A 20699-nucleotide genomic window follows, 5' to 3' on the forward strand; every position below is an offset into this window, starting at 1 on the left:
TAATTTGTGTTTTGTTAATTACTAAAACAAACACCATCTACTTAAAATGGTGTTTGTTTTCATTTGATAAAGATGAAAGGAGAATTATGCTAAGAATTATTAGCGGAATTTATCGCAACGGTAAGCTTGAACAACCAGATCTAAAAATAACTAGGCCTACAACTGATAAAGTACGTGAAGCAATTTTTTCCTCATTGCATTTTAAATTACCAGGAAAAATAGCTTTAGATCTTTTTGCTGGCTCAGGTGCTTTAGCTATTGAAGCATTAAGCCGTGGAGCAATACAAGTTGATGCAATTGAAAAACACCGCGAAGCATACAAAATTTTAAATACAAATCTTAATAATTTAAAAATTGAAAACTTACAAACTTATCATAATGACGCAATTCAATTTTTAAATAATATAAAAAAACAATATGATTTTATTTTTATTGATGCCCCATATCAAGAATATAATTTAGTTAACCAAGCTTTGGATTTAATTATTAAAAATAAATTATTACAAGAAGAAGGAGAAATAATTTTAGAAACAGATAATTTAACTAAAATTAGTTTACCAAGTAATTTAATAATTTATAAAGAGAAAAAATATGGAAAAATTTTTGTCGCATACCTTGTTAAAGCAAACTAATTTATTTAAAGATCAAATTTTAGAATTAACTTGTCGTGAACTAAGTTTTGAAGGGTTAGGAACAACTAGAGTAAATAATTACCCAATTCTAGTTAACAATTTTTATCCTGGCGAAATTGCTAAGGTAAAAATTGAACAAGTTTATGCTAAATATGCTATTGGTAAAATTATTGATTTTATTAAATATTCTAGTGAACGCTCAGAAAACCAATACACTAATATTGACGCAATGCCGTTAGTTAATTTAGAATATACAAAAGCTTTAAAATATAAACAAATTTATTTAGAAACTTTATTTAAACGTAATTTTGAATATTTTAAGTTAAATACAATTATTGCTAGTCAAAAAGTTTTTAACTACCGTAATAAAGTTAAATATCCTGTAAAAGTAGTTAAAAATACTTTAGTTTTAGCTTCTTATGTAAAAAATACTAATGATTTAAATTTTGATACAGCAAATTTAATTTTAAATAACCCGAATTTAAATCAAAGTCTAAAATTAATTTTAGATTATTTAAATAACTATTATTTTCAAAACCAAAAATTAGCTCACTTAAAGTTCTTTAAAACAATTTTAATAAGAATTAATGAATTAAATGATGTACAAATTGGTTTTGAGTTAAAAACTGAATATGATTTACCTAAAAAGTTAATTACTAAATTATTAGAAATAGATAAGATTATTGAAATCTATGTTTGGAAAAATTTTAGCTACCAGAAAATAGCTAGTAAGAAAGATTTTTATCTTACTTTAAATAATAAATCATTTAAACTAAATTTAAATTCTTTTTTTCAAATTAATAATGATGTTGCTAAAAATATCTTTGATTTAGTTAAAGAAATTAATGATGCTAAATTTACAAAGTTGTTAGATTTATTTTGTGGTGCTGGTGTAATTTCAACACTTGTTGCAAAAGAATCTCAAGAAATTTTAGGAATTGATATTGTAAAAGAAGCAATTATTGATGCTAAATTTAATGCTAAAAAGAACAATTTAAAACATCATTTTGTTGCTAAAGATATCTTTAAAGAAAATGATGTTTTAAAACCTTTTTTAGATAACTCAACTTTAACTATTATTGATCCACCACGCAGTGGTTTAAATACTGATTTAATTAATTTACTTGGAAGAAATAATATCTTAAATTTAATTTATATTTCATGTAATCCACGAACCTTAGTTCGTGACTTAAAAGATTTTATTAATAATGGCTATAAAGTAAATTATATTCAACCATTTGATATGTTTCCACATACATTTCACCTTGAATTAGTTTGCTTTATAACTAAAGAAGGTAATAATGAATAATACTAAAGATAAAAGAGTTAAAGAATTAACTTTAAAAGAATTTTATGAAAAATTTAACTATCTTTTGGATCTTAATGAAAATAATATTTGAAAAACTAAGACTAATCCAAAATATACCCAGGAACAAGAATTTTTTAAGTTAACTAGTGATAAATTAGTTTATTTAAAATTTAATCAAAAACATATTTGTGAAAGCATAATATTTGCTTTACGAGATGGAAAAAATGAATATTTCTTATTAGAAGATAAAATAGCTCAATTAAATAAAGATAAAAAAAGATTTAGATCTAAATATAATAATCAAATTCTAATTTTAGAAAAGTCAAAAAACTTATTGCCTGAATATAAGATTGCTCCTAAAGCATCTTTTAAAGCTTATCAAACATATTTAAAAGATACAAACCAAATAACAACCAACAAAAACTATTTTAATAAATATGTTGTTTTTGACGTAGAATCTAATGGTTTAGATTATAAAAAAGATGATTTATTATCTTTTGCTTTATATGATCCTACTACTGGTTTGTGCTACGAAAGATATTTACCTCTTAATTTACAACCAGTAGTTTTAACGGGGTTTGTAAATGGCCTAGATGAAGAATTATTGCGAGAGCAAACTCATATGAGCCAAGAAGAATTTAATTTTTTAGTTGAAAAATTTGATTTAAATAATAAAATAATATTATTTTTTGGTGGTTTAAATAAATCTTTTGACCAAAAGTTCTTAGAAGCATATTTAACTCAACGAGGAATTAAAGGTTTTGAAAATTTTAAGTATGAAAATATTAAAGCCCAAATACCACCTGGTTCAAAAGAAATTAAAAATAACTTAAATAAAGACAATTTATGCAAATTTTTTGATATTGAAGGTGTTAGTTTAACTCATAATGCTGTTAATGATTGCATTTTGGAATGAAAATTATTTGAAAAATTAAAAGAATTTCCAATTTTAAAAGTAGGGGATTTATTTTATAAATATCATGAAGAATATATTATTCCAATTACAACTCTAAATGAAAACCCTAACTTAATTGAAAAGCTTGCCTTAAAAGTTCCTAAGTTTATATCTAAGGTTCATTTGGTTGCTTCTTTTCCATTTGCTAAAACTCAAAAAAATGAAGATTACTTTATTTTTGAAGAAATTAATAAAAGTGATATAAAACGTTCAAAAGCTTTGGGTAAAAATATTGAAGAAGCAATTAACAAACAACTTAATGTCTTAGATTTAGGGGATATAAATAAGAAATTTACTAGCGATAATCGTAGTAAATTAACTGAATTAAGTATGTTAAATAGACCTTATGATTATAAAGTTGAAAATTATAGACCTAAACCTACTTATCATGATAATATAAGCCCAACTAATCCTGCAATGCAAATTATAAATCATATACAAAAACTGATTTATCATATAAAAACAAAAATTTTTAAAAATAAAGAAATCAAAAGTCAAGAATTATCTTTTTCAAAAGATGGAAGAATTTATTCATTATGTGATTTATCAAATGATCAAGCTGTTTTAGAAATTAAAACTTATGATGTAATCAATAAAGATGGTAAGCTTAATGAAAAAATTGCAAGACAATTATATTACCAAGCTAATGGGCGCGAGAAATACTTGCTTTCATTTATTTCAAAAAATCATGAAACAAAGATTAAAAATGGCAAAAGGCCAAACGAAACTAAAGAAGCTGGAGTTTATTTGTATAAAGTTGATTTAACTGAAATTTAATTAAAGACAAAAACAACTAAAAAAGTAAATTTTAGTTGTTTTAGTTTATGATTTTCAGCTGAACTAAAAATAAAGAAATTTGGTATAATAATAATCATATTATGCATAAAACAAAAAATAGATTTATAAAATATCAAGATAATTTTTTATTTTTAATAAAATCTGATGCAACATATAATTTAATTAAGCTTAATTCTGAAATAATTGCATTTACATTTGAATGAATGAAACGCAATCACGTAGAGATTGTTAGTCTTCCAGTGAGCACACAAAGCATATCTAGTCCTATGGGGTTAGGCAGTGATTCATTACCATATAAAGTTTTTTCATCTTTAAAACCCAATTATTCTTTTTATCTTGCAGATAGTATGCAATTTTACTTAGAATTATTATTAAGAAATAAAGGAATTGAAAGAATCGGTTATATTTCTCCATCTTTTAGGGGTGAAAAAGTGGATCATAGACACCTACATCAGTTTTATCATTTTGAAATTGAAATTAAAGGAAACCAAAACCAAGCAAAGGAATTAGTTATTTCCTATTTAAAAAAACTTATAACAAGATTAGTTAATAAAATGCCTGGGATACTGAATTCTTATAATGTAGAAAATGTATTTAGACTAAAAAAATGGATAGAAAAAGAAGTTTATAACCTTGACTTTGTAGATGCCGTAAGTATTTTAGAAAAAGAGCATAATATAGGCTTGGAAACTAAGAATGGATTTATTAATATAAACAGCAAGGGAGAAAAATATTTAATACAGAAATTTTCAGACAAAATTTTATGGTTAAATAATTTTCCTTGAATAAACACGCCTTTTTACCAAAAAAGATTTGGTGAATATTCTTTAACCTCAGATCTTTTAATTGGGATTGGTGAAACTGTGGGACTTGGCGAGAGATGTTTTTACTATGATGAAACTGTTGCCTCTATTAATAATCATCAAAATAAACAAAATGAATATAAATGATATCTCCAAATGAAAAAAGAAGAACCTTTACAAACTTCAGGTTTTGGAATTGGTATTGAAAGATTAATTTTATTTATAACTGGCTTGGAGGATATCCGTGATGCACAAATAATTCCGAGGCTTACAGATATGGAGGTCTTGCCATAATGATAACTAAAATATTAAATAAGCTAAGCGCTCATATAAAGCAATTTAATAAAGAAACAAATTCTGACCTTAAAATAATATTAAAAGGAAGTGTTGTTTTTTGATTACAACAACAAGCAAAAGAAAATATGCCTGCTGATTTAGATGTAGTTTTATGATCAACTAGTTATGAAACCAAACTGGCATTCTTACAATTTCTACAAACAAACGAAAAAATAGAAATTATAAAAAATGATGGTAATTTATTTATTTTTAATTTAGATTCTCTAACAATTGAAATAATTTTACTAGAACAACTTAACTTAAAATTTACAACAAGTTCACATTGAGATGGAATTTTACTTTTAAAAGGTAAATGATTATTTGCGCAGAAGTTACTTGCTCTTCCATATATAATGAGTGATTATTTTCCACATGACAGGGATAAAAAAATTCGCCGCACAATTGAACAATTATCAAAATGAAAAATTGTGATAAATGTTAGTGAATTATTTAACAATGAAACGCTAGATTTTTTGAAGCATTGTCTTTGAAATAGTTTTTTTATTTTTTATAAATATAATTATACAGAAATGTTAATTTTTGATTATGGTAAGAAGGACTTTTATAAAAATTTAACTAAAGACAGTGAAATAGTTAAGATTATTGTAAAATTTTACGAATTTTTTGCTCATGATCAAAAGATTCAACGAATTGTAAAAATTGGTGAAAAAATTTTGAAAAATAAAGAGTTTATTAACAACTTTTTATTAAATAATTACTACATTCCATCATTACCTGGCACTGAAGTAAATTTCCTAAATAAAGTTTTTGGAATTGAAAAGAAAAACTTTAAAGGTTTTCATTTAAAAGAAAATAACACAAAAGAAAAAAAATTATTTATATCCCACAGTGATGAAGCTGGAGGTTTGTTAGTTGGAAATAATGTTTACAACCTAGGTACACACAATTGAATTTCAGGAGAATATGATTTATATAATCTTGATGGTGAATATGTTAAACAAGTAAATGGAACTGCAATAACTAGCGAAGTATACTCAAAAGAATATAAATCAAAGATCGCAAGTAAACAATTAGAAATTGATTATGACAATTATGATAATCAAATTTTACAAGTGGTTTCAAGTCAAAAACCTGAGTTTAATGATCGTTATTTTATAACTAGAAATCATGATAACCGTATTAATGCCCTTCTACTAAGTTTGGTTGAAGACTCTAAGATTTCCAACCTTAATTATTTAATAACAACACGAGAGGAAGTTCAGTTACAAAGTTCAAAACTAAAAGAAGTGAAGGATATTATATGTGGAAAAGATTATATTTACAATTTAGAAGTATCTAAACATCAAAATTGAGATAATGAGAATTTATTAATTCGTGTTGCTGATTTTTATACAGGTATTAATCCAAAAATGTTGCAACATATTTCAAAAATTTTTAATCAATATGCATTACCTTTTCAATATTATTTTGGAGCTGGATCTACAGACCAAACAGAGTTTCAATTTGAAAATTCAATGACAATTGCTATACCAGCTAATGAAATTCATTCATATTCATCTAAAATTTTCCACAAAAATATATTTTATATGTTGTTTGCAATAGGTATTTTAAATGAAGAGTTTTCTTAATAACCTTTATAAATATACTGGATCTTTAGCAATTTCCTTAATTGGATCTGAAGCATTTAAATTTGCTTCATCATTATATATATACCGTATAACTGGTGATTTTTGGGTAGTATCAATTTTATATTTACTTATCCAATTGCCAACAATTATTGTTTATATTTTTAGTTCTAAAATAGTTGATTTTTTTAAAAGATTATCCGGTAAATCTATTTTATTTATTTGTGATGTTATAAGCGTTTTATTTTTAGCATCTTTAATTGCTATGTTTTTTGCAATTAAAGATGGTTATATATTTTCAATTTTATTAATTATAATATCTGCAATATTAGGTTTTATACATTCTTTTAGATTTATTTATATAAAAAATATAGTTTATTATGTAGCAACAAATGAAAAGCAAATATGAAAGATAAATATTGGCTCATCATTTGCAACCTCAGTTGGTTTTATGGCTTCGCCAATTTTATCTTTTTTTATTTATCAAAATCTTAGTTTTTATTATTTGATTATTTTTAACTGTGTTACGTATTTATTATCTGGATTTTTGTACTTATCACTTCAGACAAACCATGAGAAATCAGTATTTACAATAAGCAAACTAAATGAAACTAGTAATACGACTATAAAAGAAACTAAGCCGCATAAAAAGTGGATTTATGTACTTTCTGCCTCAACTATAATTGGTATTTTTACATATCCTCGTGGTAGTGGCTTGCCTCAATATTTTAAATTAATGTCAGATTTTTCAATAGACTCTTGGAGTTTTTATATAAATATTATCTTTTCAGCAAGTGCATTGCTATCATCTATTATTCAATTTTGGCTTAAGAAAATTAAAGAAATTAAAATATCTTATGTTTTATCAATCATATCTTTAGCGGGCTTTGTATGATTACTAGGTTTAATATTTATCAAAGATCAATTTACAAATTTAATTTTATTTATAATCTTTAGTTCAGTGCAACAGTTCTTATTTTCACTATTTTTAAGTCAATACTATAGCTTGACTTATGAGTTATTTGATAGCAAAAGCTTCCATAAACAAAATGGCATTTCATTAAGTTTTAGGATTATATTAAGTTCGTTGCTTATTATTTTATTAACATACTTAGCTACAATTTGAGCTACTTATACATTTATTGCGTATTTTGCTGTAGTCTTAGTTTCAACAATACTAATTTGAATTTATCAACCAAAAATCAAAAATGTTGATTTTATACTACAAAAAGATTAAATTTATCAAAAACATTTAGCATTTTCAAGCTAATGTTTTTGTTAGTCTTTTTGTTTTTAAATTGCCCAAATAACTAATTTACTTCATTTTTTCAAATGTTTTAATGTAATTTTTATAAACTATTACTATAACTATCATTCATATGTTCGATTCATAAAGGATGTGATCCATCATTAAATGCCTGATATTTAAGTTTTAAATTGCTATTATGATTATGTTTTTTGCAAAGTTTTCAAAGATGCTTTTACAAAATAATTAAAACATATTGAGATTCTAATCCATCAAAACCTACTGTTTGCTATATACTTTGATAATAGTGCCAGTTTTTTGCATGATACTAAGTGTCACAATGTGGAATAAATTAGTATCATATTCAAACGATTCATAACTTTAAACACGGTTACGATAAATAGCAACTTGCTTACCTTATTTTGATTTATTTAATCATTTTTTAAATTTAATTTAAATTGTATTATGTAAATATCATTGCATGCACTTATTATTTTAAATTCTTAATAGTTATTTATGTTATTTTTATCTAATTCTAAAAAGAAAACCCTTATTTGTGTTTATAAAGTTGTTGATTGGTATGATAAAATAAATTCATATAATTCATTAATAATTTTGCCTCGCTGCTACCGCAGCAATACAATATTCAGAATATGTTTTTATTTTTAAATCATGCCTATGTACACAGCAAACAAATATGATATCATTTTCTTTATTACAAGATAAAGGATTAATCATATCAGAAACAATTCCTACAATAGTTTCGTCTTTTAAATCTTAAAACTAAAAATCATTTAGCATGTTAATAACGTAAAATAATTTCTTATTTTTCATAGTTTTCATAACAACTTGTCCCCCTTCATTTTATTTAAAATTTAGTTTTACTTTTTTTAATTAAATATCTAATTTTTAATGAGATTTATAGATGGCTAAAATAGTTGTTATTGGACAACAAATAATTTTAATATTAATTTTATATATACATATATATAATGTATAATATACTAATAGAATAATACGTAATAAAGGAAATTTAATATGAAACTTAGACGAAAGCATAAAATTGCTATTTTAGCTATTGGAGCTGGTGTCAGCGCGACAGGATTATTTACAACTATTCAAAGTTTACAACTTAGTAAACAAAATGCTCATAAGTATAACGTTAATTCAACATTAAGAACATTTTTGGATAATGATGAATCTGATCCAAAAAATTCAATAACTAATACTTATGATGCTAATTTAGAACGTAAGCCTAAAGAACAACCTGAACCTACCCCCCCACCATTAGAAATAGAAAAACCAATTCCAATTGTAACAGAACCACCTAAGATTATTGAACCTGAACCAGAACTAGTTCAACCAGATCCAATTAAGCCAGAACCTGAACCAGTTCCAGTGCCAGCTCCCGTTCCACCAGTTGAAGAGCCTCAGCCTGCGCCTGAACCTGTACCACCAAGTATTACAATTACTCCTGAACCAGAACCTGCACCTGAAGAACCATACAAAAGAGTGCAACGTCGTGAACGTAGGGAAATTAACCAAGGTGGTATTAAATTTAATGCAGATATTGCAATTTTAAATCCTCCTAAAACTGAAAAATATGATCAAGAACGAGGTATTGCTAACCGGATTGCTTACCAAAATGAATTTGAAGAAGTTGAAGCAATTCATAATGCTTTAACTGCTGAGAACTTAAAAATTAGTGTTCAAAGATCACAAAAAGGAGCTAAAGATTCAGATTGATTATTTCAAAATTCAAATACATCATTTCATGAAGTATTACACAATGAAAACATGGATGTTGAAGCCCAAATTGACTTTTTCAAACGTAGTGGTGATGGAGCAATTGAAGCTTTAGGCAATTTATATGGTAGGTATTTTAGATTACTAAAAAATAAAGAACTGCTACGTAGTTATGTTGATGAAACTGGCCAAAAGAATTTTGAAAAATGATGAAATGATACTAAAATCTTTAAATGAACACCTCCACTTTCAAACCAACCAATGCAAGTTGAGCTTGGTAAATTATTACTCTTAATGCATATTGACCAAAGTAAACTTAACAAAGTTTCGAAAACAGTAGAAAATTGATTACGTGATGGTTATACAATTAGTGAATCAGGTCAAGTATGAGTTAATGAAAATGGTGAATGAGAATCTTATGTTTATGCTCCACCCGTTAACAACACACAATTAAGAATTCAAAATGATAATAAAAATCGCCGGATATTATGAAATAATAGCCAATGGCCTAAGCGTAATTCTGATGATGTTCGTTTAGGGAATTATGATGGATGAAAAAAAACTTACGCTAATGCCGAATTTGAAAGAGGTGGTTATAGTGATTTAATTAGTGGGTTTTATGGAATTAATATTAACAGATATACGAATCAAAATCCTGAAGAAGGTAAACGTAATGAAGCTATTATTGTTGATATTGATGTAGAACATCCAAAAGCCTACCAAAATGCCAAAGCTTTAATTGAACGTCTTAATGCTGATACCAGGTATAAAATTACTGGATATCGTATTCGTAATATTGGACGTACTGGAGCAGATCAAGACGTTGCAGCAATCTTTGCTGCTTTACCTAATGAATTGCTACTTTTAGAACTATTTTTCGCTTCAAAGAATACTACAGCTCTTAAATACATAAAAAATAAGAAAATTGATGAATTAGCAATGTATACAGATCAAAAGCTCAATTCATTAGCTAATGATTGAGCTTTTAACCCATGAGCTTTAAATAAAGTTGCTTGAGTTAACATGAGTGATTATAATGTTTCACAGGGAGCTTTAGAAAGTCAAGAAAGAATTTATTCAAGGATTACTTTTGATAATTTAGCTTTTGATGAAGAAGATGTTATGGTTAATGACAAATATGATTTAACCACTGTTAATGATGGTTTAAGAATGGCATATTGAGTTAGAAATAACGAAAGAATTTTCCAAGGTGGTTGAGGAGGTGGTAATAAACCTGACAGCAACCGTGATGGCAATTCATGACCTTTAGGACTTGATTTTAGTAATGCCCCAAGTGTCAAAACTTTAGCAGGTATGGTCTTTGAAGATGTGTTAGGTAATAATTCAACTTACCGGAAAGTTAAACGAATTAAATTATTTAACGATTCTGATATTTGAGGTGTTACAGCTTGAGAGATGAATAAAGCACAATTTAGTAAAATTTTAATAACTGATGACCCAAGTGAAAGAGGAAAAATTTTCTTTAGTAACGGTCACCAAACCAAAAAAATCAAGATGTATGCTTTAAATAAAAATTCAAATGAAAAGTTAGACGCACAAGGTATAGCTAACTTAAGAACATTACTAAATTATAGTGATGGAACATTTAATGCTCAAACAGAAATTATTGTTCCGGAAGGAGAACAATCTTTACTTGATTCACTTAAATCAGCAGGTTTTAATGCTAGATTTGAAGTTGAAGATGATAAATATGTTATCTTATAATTAAAAAACCAGCTTTTGCTGGTTTTTCTTTATTTTAATTATTAATTGAAACTTAGTTAACTATTGAAAAGATTTTGTTGTTTAATTTAAAATTGCTTGTTACATGAATTAAGAAGAAATTTTATCTCCTGTTTCCTGCTGATCCATCTTGACATTATTAGATCCTGTAGAACCTTGTTCGGTTCCTGTAGATCCTGTAGAACCTGCTGAGCCATCTTGGCCATTATTAGATCCATCTGAACCTTCTTGACCTCCTGTAGATTCTTGTTGACCATTATTAGATCCTGTAGATCCTGCTGAGCCATCTTGGCCATTATTAGATCCATCTGAACCTTCTTGACCTCCTGTAGATTCTTGTTGACCATTATTAGATCCTGTAGAACCTTGTTCGGTTCCTGTAGATCCTGTAGATCCTGTAGATCCTGTAGAACCTGCTGAGCCATCTTGGCCTCCTGTAGATTCTTGTTGACCATTATTAGATCCTGTAGAACCTTGTTCGGTTCCTGTAGATCCTGTAGAACCTGCTGAGCCATCTTGGCCATTATTAGATCCATCTGAACCTTCTTGACCTCCTGTAGATTCTTGTTGACCATTATTAGAACCTGTAGAACCTGTAGATCCTGTAGATCCTGTAGATCCTGCTGAGCCATCTTGGCCATTATTAGATCCATCTGAACCTTCTTGACCTCCTGTAGATTCTTGTTGACCATTATTAGATCCTGTAGAACCTTGTTCGGTTCCTGTAGATCCTGTAGATCCTGTAGATCCTGTAGAACCTGCTGAGCCATCTTGGCCATTATTAGATCCATCTGAACCTTCTTGACCTCCTGTAGATTCTTGTTGACCATTATTAGATCCTGTAGATCCTGCTGAGCCATCTTGGCCATTATTAGATCCATCTGAACCTTCTTGACCTCCTGTAGATTCTTGTTGACCATTATTAGATCCTGTAGAACCTTGTTCGGTTCCTGTAGATCCTGTAGATCCTGTAGATCCTGTAGAACCTGCTGAGCCATCTTGGCCATTATTAGATCCATCTGAACCTTCTTGACCTCCTGTAGATTCTTGTTGACCATTATTAGATCCTGTAGAACCTTGTTCGGTTCCTGTAGATCCTGTAGATCCTGTTGAGCCATCTTGGCCATTATTAGATCCATCTGAACCTTGTTCGGTTCCTGTAGATCCAGATGAACCTTCTTGGCCTTCATCTGTACGTATTACTATAGAGTCATTTCTTTCTTCCTCTACTTTTTCGCTACTTTTATTTCGAGGCAATTCTACTTTAGTATTAGGATTTCCGCCTGCTTCATTTGTTCCACTAAAATCTGGTCCTCCCGGTTGATTAGATTGTATGTTTCCTTCTTCCGGAACCCCATTTTTATTTTGACTTTGTTCGGAAGAATTTTCGTTTCCACCTGATGAATTTTTTTCATCAGGTGGAGTTTGATGGTTATTGTTTCCATTACCTGTGTTTTGGTTATCGCCTTGCGATTCTATTGGTTTTTGGTTATCTGATGAATTATCTTCGGGGTTTTCGCCTTTACTTGGATCTTGACTTGATCCATTACCTAGGCTATCTGACGGAGGTGTTTGAGTATTAGATCTACTATTTCCAGTGTTATTTGTTGGTGGAGTTTGATCCCCTGGGTTTTGCCTCGTATTATTACCAGTATTTTCACTATCTCCTTGCTTTTGATTACCATTTCCTGGATCACTTTGTACCGGAGGCGTTGGTTTAGGATCTTGTTCACTAGTGCAACTTACAGCTGCAAGTGTCGAGATTGTTAATATATTTGTTGATATTAATATGAATTTACGTAATTTCATTGTTGTCCTTCTATTGTTTAATTTATTATATATAATAGATATTTATGTAAGGATATGTTAATTTAAAACAATATATTTATTTATCTTAATAACAATAAGACAAATGACTATTAATTTAATTATTTTACTTAAACAGGGATAATGTTATTAAGGTAAAATATCTTGTTTAAATGACATATCCTTGTGTTAATTGTAATATATATATATATATATGCGAAAAGTTGAATACTTGTAATTATGTTTTGAGTGGTTAAGATTAAAAAGAAGGGTAAGAACAGTAAAAATATATTAATTTAAGTTATTTATACTTAATAAGTATATATTTATTATAAATAATTATTTCCATATATTTTCCATAGGAATTTTTAAATTCATTTTAAAATAATCATATTTTAGTAAAAAAAGATTATTCAAATTTTTTTATAGTGTGCACATAAGCCGGAGCAAATTATTTGGTAAAAATTTGGTTTTTTACTATATAAGAAGCTATGTATATAAGGTTCTTTTAAATTATTGTAGTATTTTGTTTAAATGTTGCCTTGTTTAATATTTATATCTATAGAAAAAGTTTTAAACTTAATAGTATAAATGCAGATATAAGGTATATAAAATTAATAAAAAAAGTTTTTTATTTTTAAAAATATTTATATTAAATTATTACAAACAATTACGATAATTTTTCATATTATTTTAAAATTTAACTAAAAAACCCCAGCTTAGCTGGTTTTTTTATCATTTAATCATTAACATTATCTGCTTCAGTTAAGTAGCAAGCATTAAAGCCTGCACTTTTAATTGAGTTAAATAAGTATTCTTCTCCTTGTTGCACAATAATAACTGTATATTTATCAAATACTTCACCAAGATATTCAAGTAATTTCCATAATTCATTTGTACCATTGCTATCTAATCTCTCATTATTTTTACTTCTAGTATGCGGTACAACTCTTATTTTTGTAGTGCCTTTTCCATTACTAAAGGTAATTTTAGCTGATTCACTAAGTGTATTACCTAAGATAACTTCTCTTACCTGATTCTTATTTAGCTCATTAGTATTTAATGTTCACATATCTGAATTATTATAAAATTTAATTCTTAATAGTTTACGATAAGTATTATTATAGTTATAGTTACCATCACGGTTGCGGAAATCTAACCCAGCTAAAGATTTAATACTTGGAGCGTTAGAAAAATCTAAACCTAATGGCCAAGTTATTTTTATCTTTTCATCACGATCAGTAAGTTGGTATGTTAAACCTAAACCTTGGAAGAATTTTTCATTATTTAGAGTTCAATAAAACATTTTTAATGCTTTATTAACTTTATATAAATCAAATTCTCCTGCTATATAAATATCTTCTTCGTCAAATGATAAGTTATCAAATTTAATTACATAATAACTTGTTTGATCATAATTAGAAGTTGCTGGATTTTGAGCAAGGTTGATATTTTTAATATTGCTTAAAACAAGTGGGTTAATTGCTCATTCATTGCTCTCTGCTTCTTGTTTAGAATCAGTATAGAAATTTAATTCTTTAATTTCCTTATCTCTTAATCTTCTTAAAACTGTAGTATTTTTAGTTGCAAAGAACAATTCTAATAAAGGTAATTTATTAGGTATTTCACTGAAAATATCATCCATATTTAAAGTTTTATTTTTACCAATATTTTTAATTCTATAACTTGTAATTTTATATCTAGTATCTAAAGAAATTTTATCAATAAATGCTTAGCATTTTGATACACTTTAGTTTGCGAAACATCTATTTCAACAATTATAGCTTCTTGATTCTTTTTATCAACTTGGTCAGTTTTTCTATGTTTAGAGATATTTATCCCTTAAAAGCCGCTAACTAATTCTTTATAACCATTGTTTGATAATTCATTATTAATATTGTAACTAGATCATTTACTTGATGAATTTTGTAAACTATTGTAATCTAAGCGGTGAGTTTGTACATCAAAATTATCATAATTTATTTTGATAAATTGATTATCATAAGTAGTTGCTGTTGATAGACTTTCTTCTTTTTCGCCAAATGTGGTTCTGGAATCTTGATCTGGTTCTTGTTGTTGAGTTTGAGTTCCAGCATTAACATCATCAGTTGGTAAAGTTCGTTGATCTGATTCATTTCCTGGATCATTAGTATTTTGATTTGTTGTTTGTTCTTGTTTTAATGATCTAATTTTAGCAGCTAATTTATCTAATAATATTTTTTCGATTCTCAATTTAGCTTTTATTTCATAAGACAATAAATTATATGCTTTTAAAGCAGGGGTGATTCTTGATTCATCATTAATTGTAATATTTCATTCATTTTTAGCTAATATAATTGAATAAACCCGTTTAAAGTTATTTACTTTAGTTTGAATCTCACTATCTTTTTTTAAACTAGCTGTTTTATTAGCTAGTTTATCTAACAATGATTTTTGATATTTTAACTCAGCCTTTACTTCATTGCTTAAGTTATTATAAGCATTAATGGCTGCATTTAACCTTCTTTCATCATTTACTGAAACTGTATTGACAGTAAGTGATAAAATTATGGTATGGTCATTTATATAATTATTAATTTCATTTTGTTTTATGTTAGTGGTATTTATTTCATTGGTATTATTTAAAATATTTTTTAAAGTATCAAAATTCTTTTTAACTTCTGGATTGCTTATGGCTTGTTTGTAAGCCTTTCGCATTTCTTCTTTTTGTTCTTTACTAATTAAATTTGAGTTTTCTCCAAAAAAAGTATTGAAATATTTCTCAAATTCTTCATCTTCTTTGGATGAACCACATGATACAACTGTTAAAGTGCTAAAGCTTGTTACAGTAGTTAAAAGTGTAAATTTGCGTCATTTCATAATTGTTTTCTCCTTATTAATTTTGATATTTATGTCAAAAGATATTTTGTTTACATCTCTTAAAATACTAAATATCTTAAAAATATTTTAATATTTACATATATACATACATACATATACATATATATATGTATATGTAAAAACTTAAATACTTGTATTAGTTAATTGACTGTATAAGTTTATAAATAAAGAGAAAAGTAAAAAATAGTTTATTTAAAATTTAATTTCCATATTTTTTCCAGGTTATTTTTTATTTAAATTTAAAACATCATGTTATAAAATTAACATGATGTTTTAAATTATTCTTTATTTTCTTGTTTTACTTGTTCTTTTTTAATCATATTTGGTTTTATCATGTTTTGAGCTTTAAAGTTTTTAAAGGTAGTCATTTTAATTACAAATGGATTAAAGAAAGTTTCAGTAAATCCTTGAATAAATAAATAAAGTATAGGTCCTAGTAAAGTTCCAAGTAGCATTGAAAATGTTCCTGCTACTACTCCAGTTCAAGCTGAAACTTGTGAAACTCCAAGACTATTTGCATAAGCAGCAAATGAATCTTTACCTGGTGCTTCAAATAACAATGTTGGTAATTGTTGTACTAATCCCCGGGCTGGATTAATTGCAGCTGAACCAGTTAAAATTCCCATTCAAACACTAAATGAAATAATTGCCATAATAAACGTATCACGGTATTTGTTATCAATTCTTGGTGAAAAAATTGGCACTAATAAAATTGCTGTAACAATCATTTCAAAAAAGAAAATTCAAAGTGATCCAGATAATAATGCTGAATTAACACCTTCTTGTACAAAAGGTGAAAAGCTTTTTTTAGCTGCTACTATTGAATTAATTGGAGCATTAGCAATATAAGAATTACCTACTTGGCTTTTTCCGACTCCATAAATAATTACTCCAGCGAAAAAAGCTCCAATAACTTGCATTCCAAGTTTGAATAAGGTGTATTTTCCATGATTTGTTCCATTTAAATACCTTGTGATTGACACAGCTGGATTTAAATCACAACTAAAACGTAAAAATAAAAATAATACTAACCCAACAGCAATAAATCCAGCAAAAAACCCTACTAAAACTGGATGAATTAAATATTCTTCAATAATAATTGGTTCACCATGATGTTTTACAAAGGTGCTTAGTCCTGCTAGTAGTAATGAGAGTAATGCAGTACCAACAATTTCTGAAATCCCATGGATAATTCAAGTTTGTTTATCTTTAGGCATTTCAGCATTTAATCTTTGATGTTTTTTTAGTTTAAAATAACTAAATAGTGATTGAGTCTTAGTTAATTGAGCTGAATTATCCATTTTTAATCTTTCCATTCTCTAATAAAACTAAGGCATTTTCAAAGTTACCATTTTGAGCAGCATCAGCGTGCTCCAAAGTAACTTTAGCAATTTGAGTTAAAGCTAAATCAGTTAAAAAAGCTTGGTGTGAAGTAATTAAAACGTTAGGCATTTCAATTAAAGCTTTTCATTGTGGATCTAAAGCTTTAAGTTCAGTTATTCTTGCTGAAACATCTTCGTAAAATCTTCCTTCTTCACGCTCTAAAACATCAGTAGCTAAACCTCTAATTTTACCTGATTTAAGACCATTAATAATTGCATCTAATTCTAAAATTTCACCACGGGCTGTATTGACAATAATTACTCCATCTTTCATTTTATCTACAGCTGCTTGATCTAATAAATATTTAGTTGAAGGTAATAATGGACAATGAATTGAAATAAAATCAGATTCTTCTAATAATTTACTTAGTGAAACAAATTCAATATCTAATTTCCTTGCTAACTCAGGGAAATTTTCTTGAGCATATGCATCAAAAACTAATACTTTAGCTCCTGTTGCTCTTGCAATCTTAATAAAGGTTTGTCCAATTTTTCCTGAACCTATAACTCCAATTGTTGAATTAGCAATACATTTTCCATCTAAACCATTTAATGAAAAATTGTAGGCTTCAACACGTTTATTAGCTACAATTAAATTACGGTTTAAAGCTGACAGACCAGCAAAAGCAAATTCTCCAATACTTTCAGCTGAATAATTAAAAATTCTAAAAACATTAATGCCAAGTTCGTTAGCGGCTTTAACATCAATTTTATTATATCCCATTGATCTTTGGAATCAGTATTTAACACCTAATTTAGTTAAAACATTTAAAATAACTTTGTCACCATAGGTATTAACAAACCCACATACTGCATCATATCCTTTAGCTAATGAAGCAGTATTTAGGTTTAAGTTTTCTTTGAAAAACGTAATTTGGTGTTTATTTTCATTATATTTTTCAAAGTATTTTATGTCATAATCTTTTGCATCAAAAAATGCTATTTTCATTTTTGCTCCTATTATAAAATTTAATGAAATAGTAATATGTTTTAAAAACTTTTCATATTATATTAAATTAAGGATATTTTAAAAATAAAAAAATGGAATTTTGCCTAAATTCACTTGCTTTGAATTCATGTGTTATTATTTAATTAATTTATTTTTAAAATCTTAAAATTTAATGTATAATATCCTTGCCATCAGAACAATAACCTACTAACCTGGTCAGGATAGAAATATAGCAGCCATATGAAGAAGTGTTGTGTCAGGTGGTCTTGTTTTTATTATATTTTTTTAAGGATTAAAATGTCTAAAGATGTATTTTTTCAATCTAGTGATTATTTATTTAAATTACGCGCTGGATATTTAATTATTAAAGATAATAAAATATTACTAGCACGTGATTATATTGGTTCATACTTTTATTTACCTGGCGGCAAAATTGAATTTGGCGAAACATCATGCCATAGTGTTAAGCGAGAACTGCAAGAAGAATTAAATTTAAAAGCAAAAGAAACTGAATTATTATTTCATGAAGAAAATTTTTATTATTCACAAATCTTTAATTCAAAAGTTCATGAAATTTGTTTTTATTATAAAGTTGAAGTTGATTTACTAGAATTTATGTTACAAGATGAATTTGAACTTAAAGAAAACAACCTGAAAACTTTATATTTTAAATGAATTAATATATCAGATTTAGCTAAAATTGACTTTTTTCCAAAATCAATTTTGAATTATTTTGACTTATAAAAGAAAAATTACTTTTGTTTTTTTTTTTTTTTTACTTTAAAATATAGTATATAAATTTTCAAAATATTATAAAAAGGAGTAAAAAAATGTCACAAATTATTGACGAAAATATATTATGAAAAGCCGTTGAAAAACTTCTTGATAAAGTTGATCCTACGGATCATAGAGAAGTTGTTTTAGGACTAGTTTTTTTAAAATATGTTAGTGATAAATATCAAGCCAAATATAATGAATTATCTTCAAGAAACGATGGAAGTGAGCTAGATAGTGATTATTATATTGAAGATAATATTTTTCTTGTTCCGCAAAAGGCACTTTGAAGCTACATAGTTTCATATTCAAAACAACCTGAAATTGGTCAAGTAATAGATAATGCTTTTTTGGAGTTAGAAAAAAATAATGATCAGTTAAATGGAATTTTACCAAAAATTTATTCTAAGAGTAGCTTAGATAAAATGGCTCTTGGAGAATTAGTTGATTTTTTTGATAATAATTTAAATGCACAAGACCTTGATAGTGATTTCTTTGGTCAAGTTTATGAATATTATATTAGCGCTTTTGATAAGCACTTTCCAACTACAACTAAATTAGGAGATTTTTTTACTCCTAAATGTATTTCTGAATTGATGGTTGAAATCTTAGAACCATATCAAGGAAGAGTTTATGATCCTTGTTGTGGCTCAGGTGGAATGTTCGTGCAGTGCTCGAAGTTTGTTAAAGAACACCAAGGAGAAATTTATGATATTTCAATTTATGGACAAGAATCAAACCCAGTAATATGGAAAATAGCTAAAATGAATTTAGTTTTTAGAGGTCTAGAAGCTAATTTGGGTCCTCGCAATGCTGATTCATTTAGTAATGATTTGCATAAAGATGAAAAATTTGATTTTATTATTGCAAATCCTCCTTATAACTTAAAAAAATATTGAAATCCTTCATTTGAAGCAGATCCAAGGTGAATTTTTGGAGACCCAGATAAAACAAATGCTAACTATGCTTGATTATCGTTAATATATTATAAATTAAAAGAAACTGGTAAAGCAGCTATTTTGATGCCTAGTGGGGCTAAAATATCAAAAACTAAGGATGATTATAAAATTCGTAAAGCAATGATTGAATCAGGGCATATAGATGCCATCATAACTTTACCTAATAAATTGTTTGATGCGTTTTCTATTTCAGGGGAATGTTGAATTTTAAATAAAGCTAAAACTAACAAAGATATTTTATTTATTAATGCCGATAATCTTGGTAACCTTGTTTCAGGTAAGAATCGAGTTTTAGAACTGTCTGATATACAAAAAATTGTTCAAACTTATAAAGATTATAAAAATAATAATTTAGATGATCTTCCAGGATTTAGTAAAAAAGCAGACTTTGAATCAATCATAGAAAATGATTATTCTCTAAATCCTAGAATGTATGTTGGGTTTGATGAATCTAATAAATTAAGTACTGAAGAAATTGAACAAGAAATTAAAAAAGCTTCAGCAGAATTATTTAAATTAATTAAGGAGGGAAAAAAACTAGAAGAAAAATTTCAAGAAATTTTAGAAAAAGAAATTATGTAAGATCTGTTAACAATGTGTTGTTTGACAGCATGTCTAGGAAGATAAATATTTATTTAATATAATTTTTTTGTGTTAAATACCGCATTAGCATCCTTCCGAATATCTTTCTAGTCCAATTAATAATAAATAATAGTAAAGAGATTATTGTATTACAATTATAGTATTTATTTTTGTATTAAATACTTTATAAGTTGTATAAAAAAGTTTGATTAT

Annotated in this window: 14 protein-coding genes and 1 other RNA gene; 10 read left to right on the forward strand and 5 right to left on the reverse strand. The window is 26.9% G+C overall.

Annotated features, from left to right (window positions below; genetic code table 4):
* The first annotated feature begins 86 nt into the window (after positions 1–86).
* From rsmD to EXC44_RS00135, 7 genes are all read left to right on the forward strand, one after another.
* The gene (rsmD, locus tag EXC44_RS00105) at positions 87–632 is read left to right on the forward strand and encodes a 16S rRNA (guanine(966)-N(2))-methyltransferase RsmD (protein ID WP_129620834.1); all 546 of its coding nucleotides are present in this window, start codon (positions 87–89) and stop codon (positions 630–632) included.
* Complete coding sequence (gene rlmD, locus EXC44_RS00110) at positions 592–1941, forward strand: 23S rRNA (uracil(1939)-C(5))-methyltransferase RlmD (protein ID WP_129620836.1); 1350 nt, start codon at positions 592–594, stop codon at positions 1939–1941. The genes rsmD and rlmD overlap by 41 nt, the downstream gene beginning before the upstream one ends.
* Positions 1934–3673, forward strand: a complete 1740-nt coding sequence (locus EXC44_RS00115) for a 3'-5' exonuclease family protein (RefSeq protein ID WP_129620838.1) — start codon at positions 1934–1936, stop codon at positions 3671–3673. The genes rlmD and EXC44_RS00115 overlap by 8 nt, the downstream gene beginning before the upstream one ends.
* Positions 3674–3774: 101 nt before the next feature.
* Positions 3775–4791 (forward strand): asparagine synthetase A, encoded by a 1017-nt coding sequence (locus EXC44_RS00120; protein ID WP_129620840.1) that lies wholly within the window; start codon positions 3775–3777, stop codon positions 4789–4791.
* Positions 4791–6422 carry a zinc-binding metallopeptidase family protein gene (locus tag EXC44_RS00125; protein ID WP_129620842.1) on the forward strand — a complete coding sequence of 544 codons (1632 nt, stop codon included), beginning with the start codon at positions 4791–4793 and terminating at the stop codon, positions 6420–6422. Before EXC44_RS00120 ends, EXC44_RS00125 begins: the two co-directional genes overlap by 1 nt.
* Entirely contained in the window at positions 6406–7656 is a 1251-nt protein-coding gene (locus EXC44_RS00130) for an MFS transporter (RefSeq protein WP_223213735.1), read from the forward strand. The genes EXC44_RS00125 and EXC44_RS00130 overlap by 17 nt, the downstream gene beginning before the upstream one ends.
* A gap of 1047 nt (positions 7657–8703) precedes the next feature.
* On the forward strand, positions 8704–11136 hold the full coding sequence (locus EXC44_RS00135; protein ID WP_129620844.1) for a putative immunoglobulin-blocking virulence protein: 2433 nt from the start codon (positions 8704–8706) through the stop codon (positions 11134–11136).
* A gap of 108 nt (positions 11137–11244) precedes the next feature.
* On the opposite strand, the gene EXC44_RS04030 is transcribed toward EXC44_RS00135, so the two are convergent.
* From EXC44_RS04030 to EXC44_RS00165, 5 genes are all read right to left on the reverse strand, one after another.
* Positions 11245–12963: a serine-rich family protein gene (locus EXC44_RS04030; RefSeq protein WP_165001826.1), complete on the reverse strand. Its 1719-nt coding sequence runs from the start codon at positions 12961–12963 to the stop codon at positions 11245–11247.
* Positions 12964–13699: 736 nt separating this feature from the next.
* Positions 13700–14686, reverse strand: coding sequence for a putative immunoglobulin-blocking virulence protein (locus EXC44_RS00150; RefSeq protein WP_220096564.1), 987 nt, complete (start codon positions 14684–14686; stop codon positions 13700–13702).
* A 116-nt stretch (positions 14687–14802) separates the two neighbouring features.
* Positions 14803–15819 carry a hypothetical protein gene (locus EXC44_RS00155; protein ID WP_129620848.1) on the reverse strand — a complete coding sequence of 339 codons (1017 nt, stop codon included), beginning with the start codon at positions 15817–15819 and terminating at the stop codon, positions 14803–14805.
* A 299-nt stretch (positions 15820–16118) separates the two neighbouring features.
* Positions 16119–17156 (reverse strand): aquaporin, encoded by a 1038-nt coding sequence (locus EXC44_RS00160; RefSeq protein WP_129620850.1) that lies wholly within the window; start codon positions 17154–17156, stop codon positions 16119–16121.
* Complete coding sequence (locus EXC44_RS00165; protein ID WP_120161287.1) at positions 17134–18171, reverse strand: NAD(P)-dependent oxidoreductase; 1038 nt, start codon at positions 18169–18171, stop codon at positions 17134–17136. The genes EXC44_RS00160 and EXC44_RS00165 overlap by 23 nt, the downstream gene beginning before the upstream one ends.
* Positions 18172–18356: 185 nt before the next feature.
* On the opposite strand from EXC44_RS00165, the gene ffs reads away from it, so the two are divergent.
* From ffs to EXC44_RS00180, 3 genes are all read left to right on the forward strand, one after another.
* An RNA gene (gene ffs / locus EXC44_RS00170) (signal recognition particle sRNA small type) lies at positions 18357–18441 on the forward strand.
* A 27-nt stretch (positions 18442–18468) separates the two neighbouring features.
* The gene (locus EXC44_RS00175; protein ID WP_129620852.1) at positions 18469–18915 is read left to right on the forward strand and encodes an NUDIX hydrolase; all 447 of its coding nucleotides are present in this window, start codon (positions 18469–18471) and stop codon (positions 18913–18915) included.
* Between the two features lie 86 nt (positions 18916–19001).
* Positions 19002–20486, forward strand: a complete 1485-nt coding sequence (locus tag EXC44_RS00180) for a type I restriction-modification system subunit M (RefSeq protein ID WP_129620854.1) — start codon at positions 19002–19004, stop codon at positions 20484–20486.
* Positions 20487–20699: the final 213 nt, after the last annotated feature.

This window comes from Mycoplasmopsis bovirhinis, assembly GCF_900660515.1.
GTDB lineage: Bacteria > Bacillota_I > Bacilli_A > Mycoplasmatales > Metamycoplasmataceae > Mycoplasmopsis > Mycoplasmopsis bovirhinis.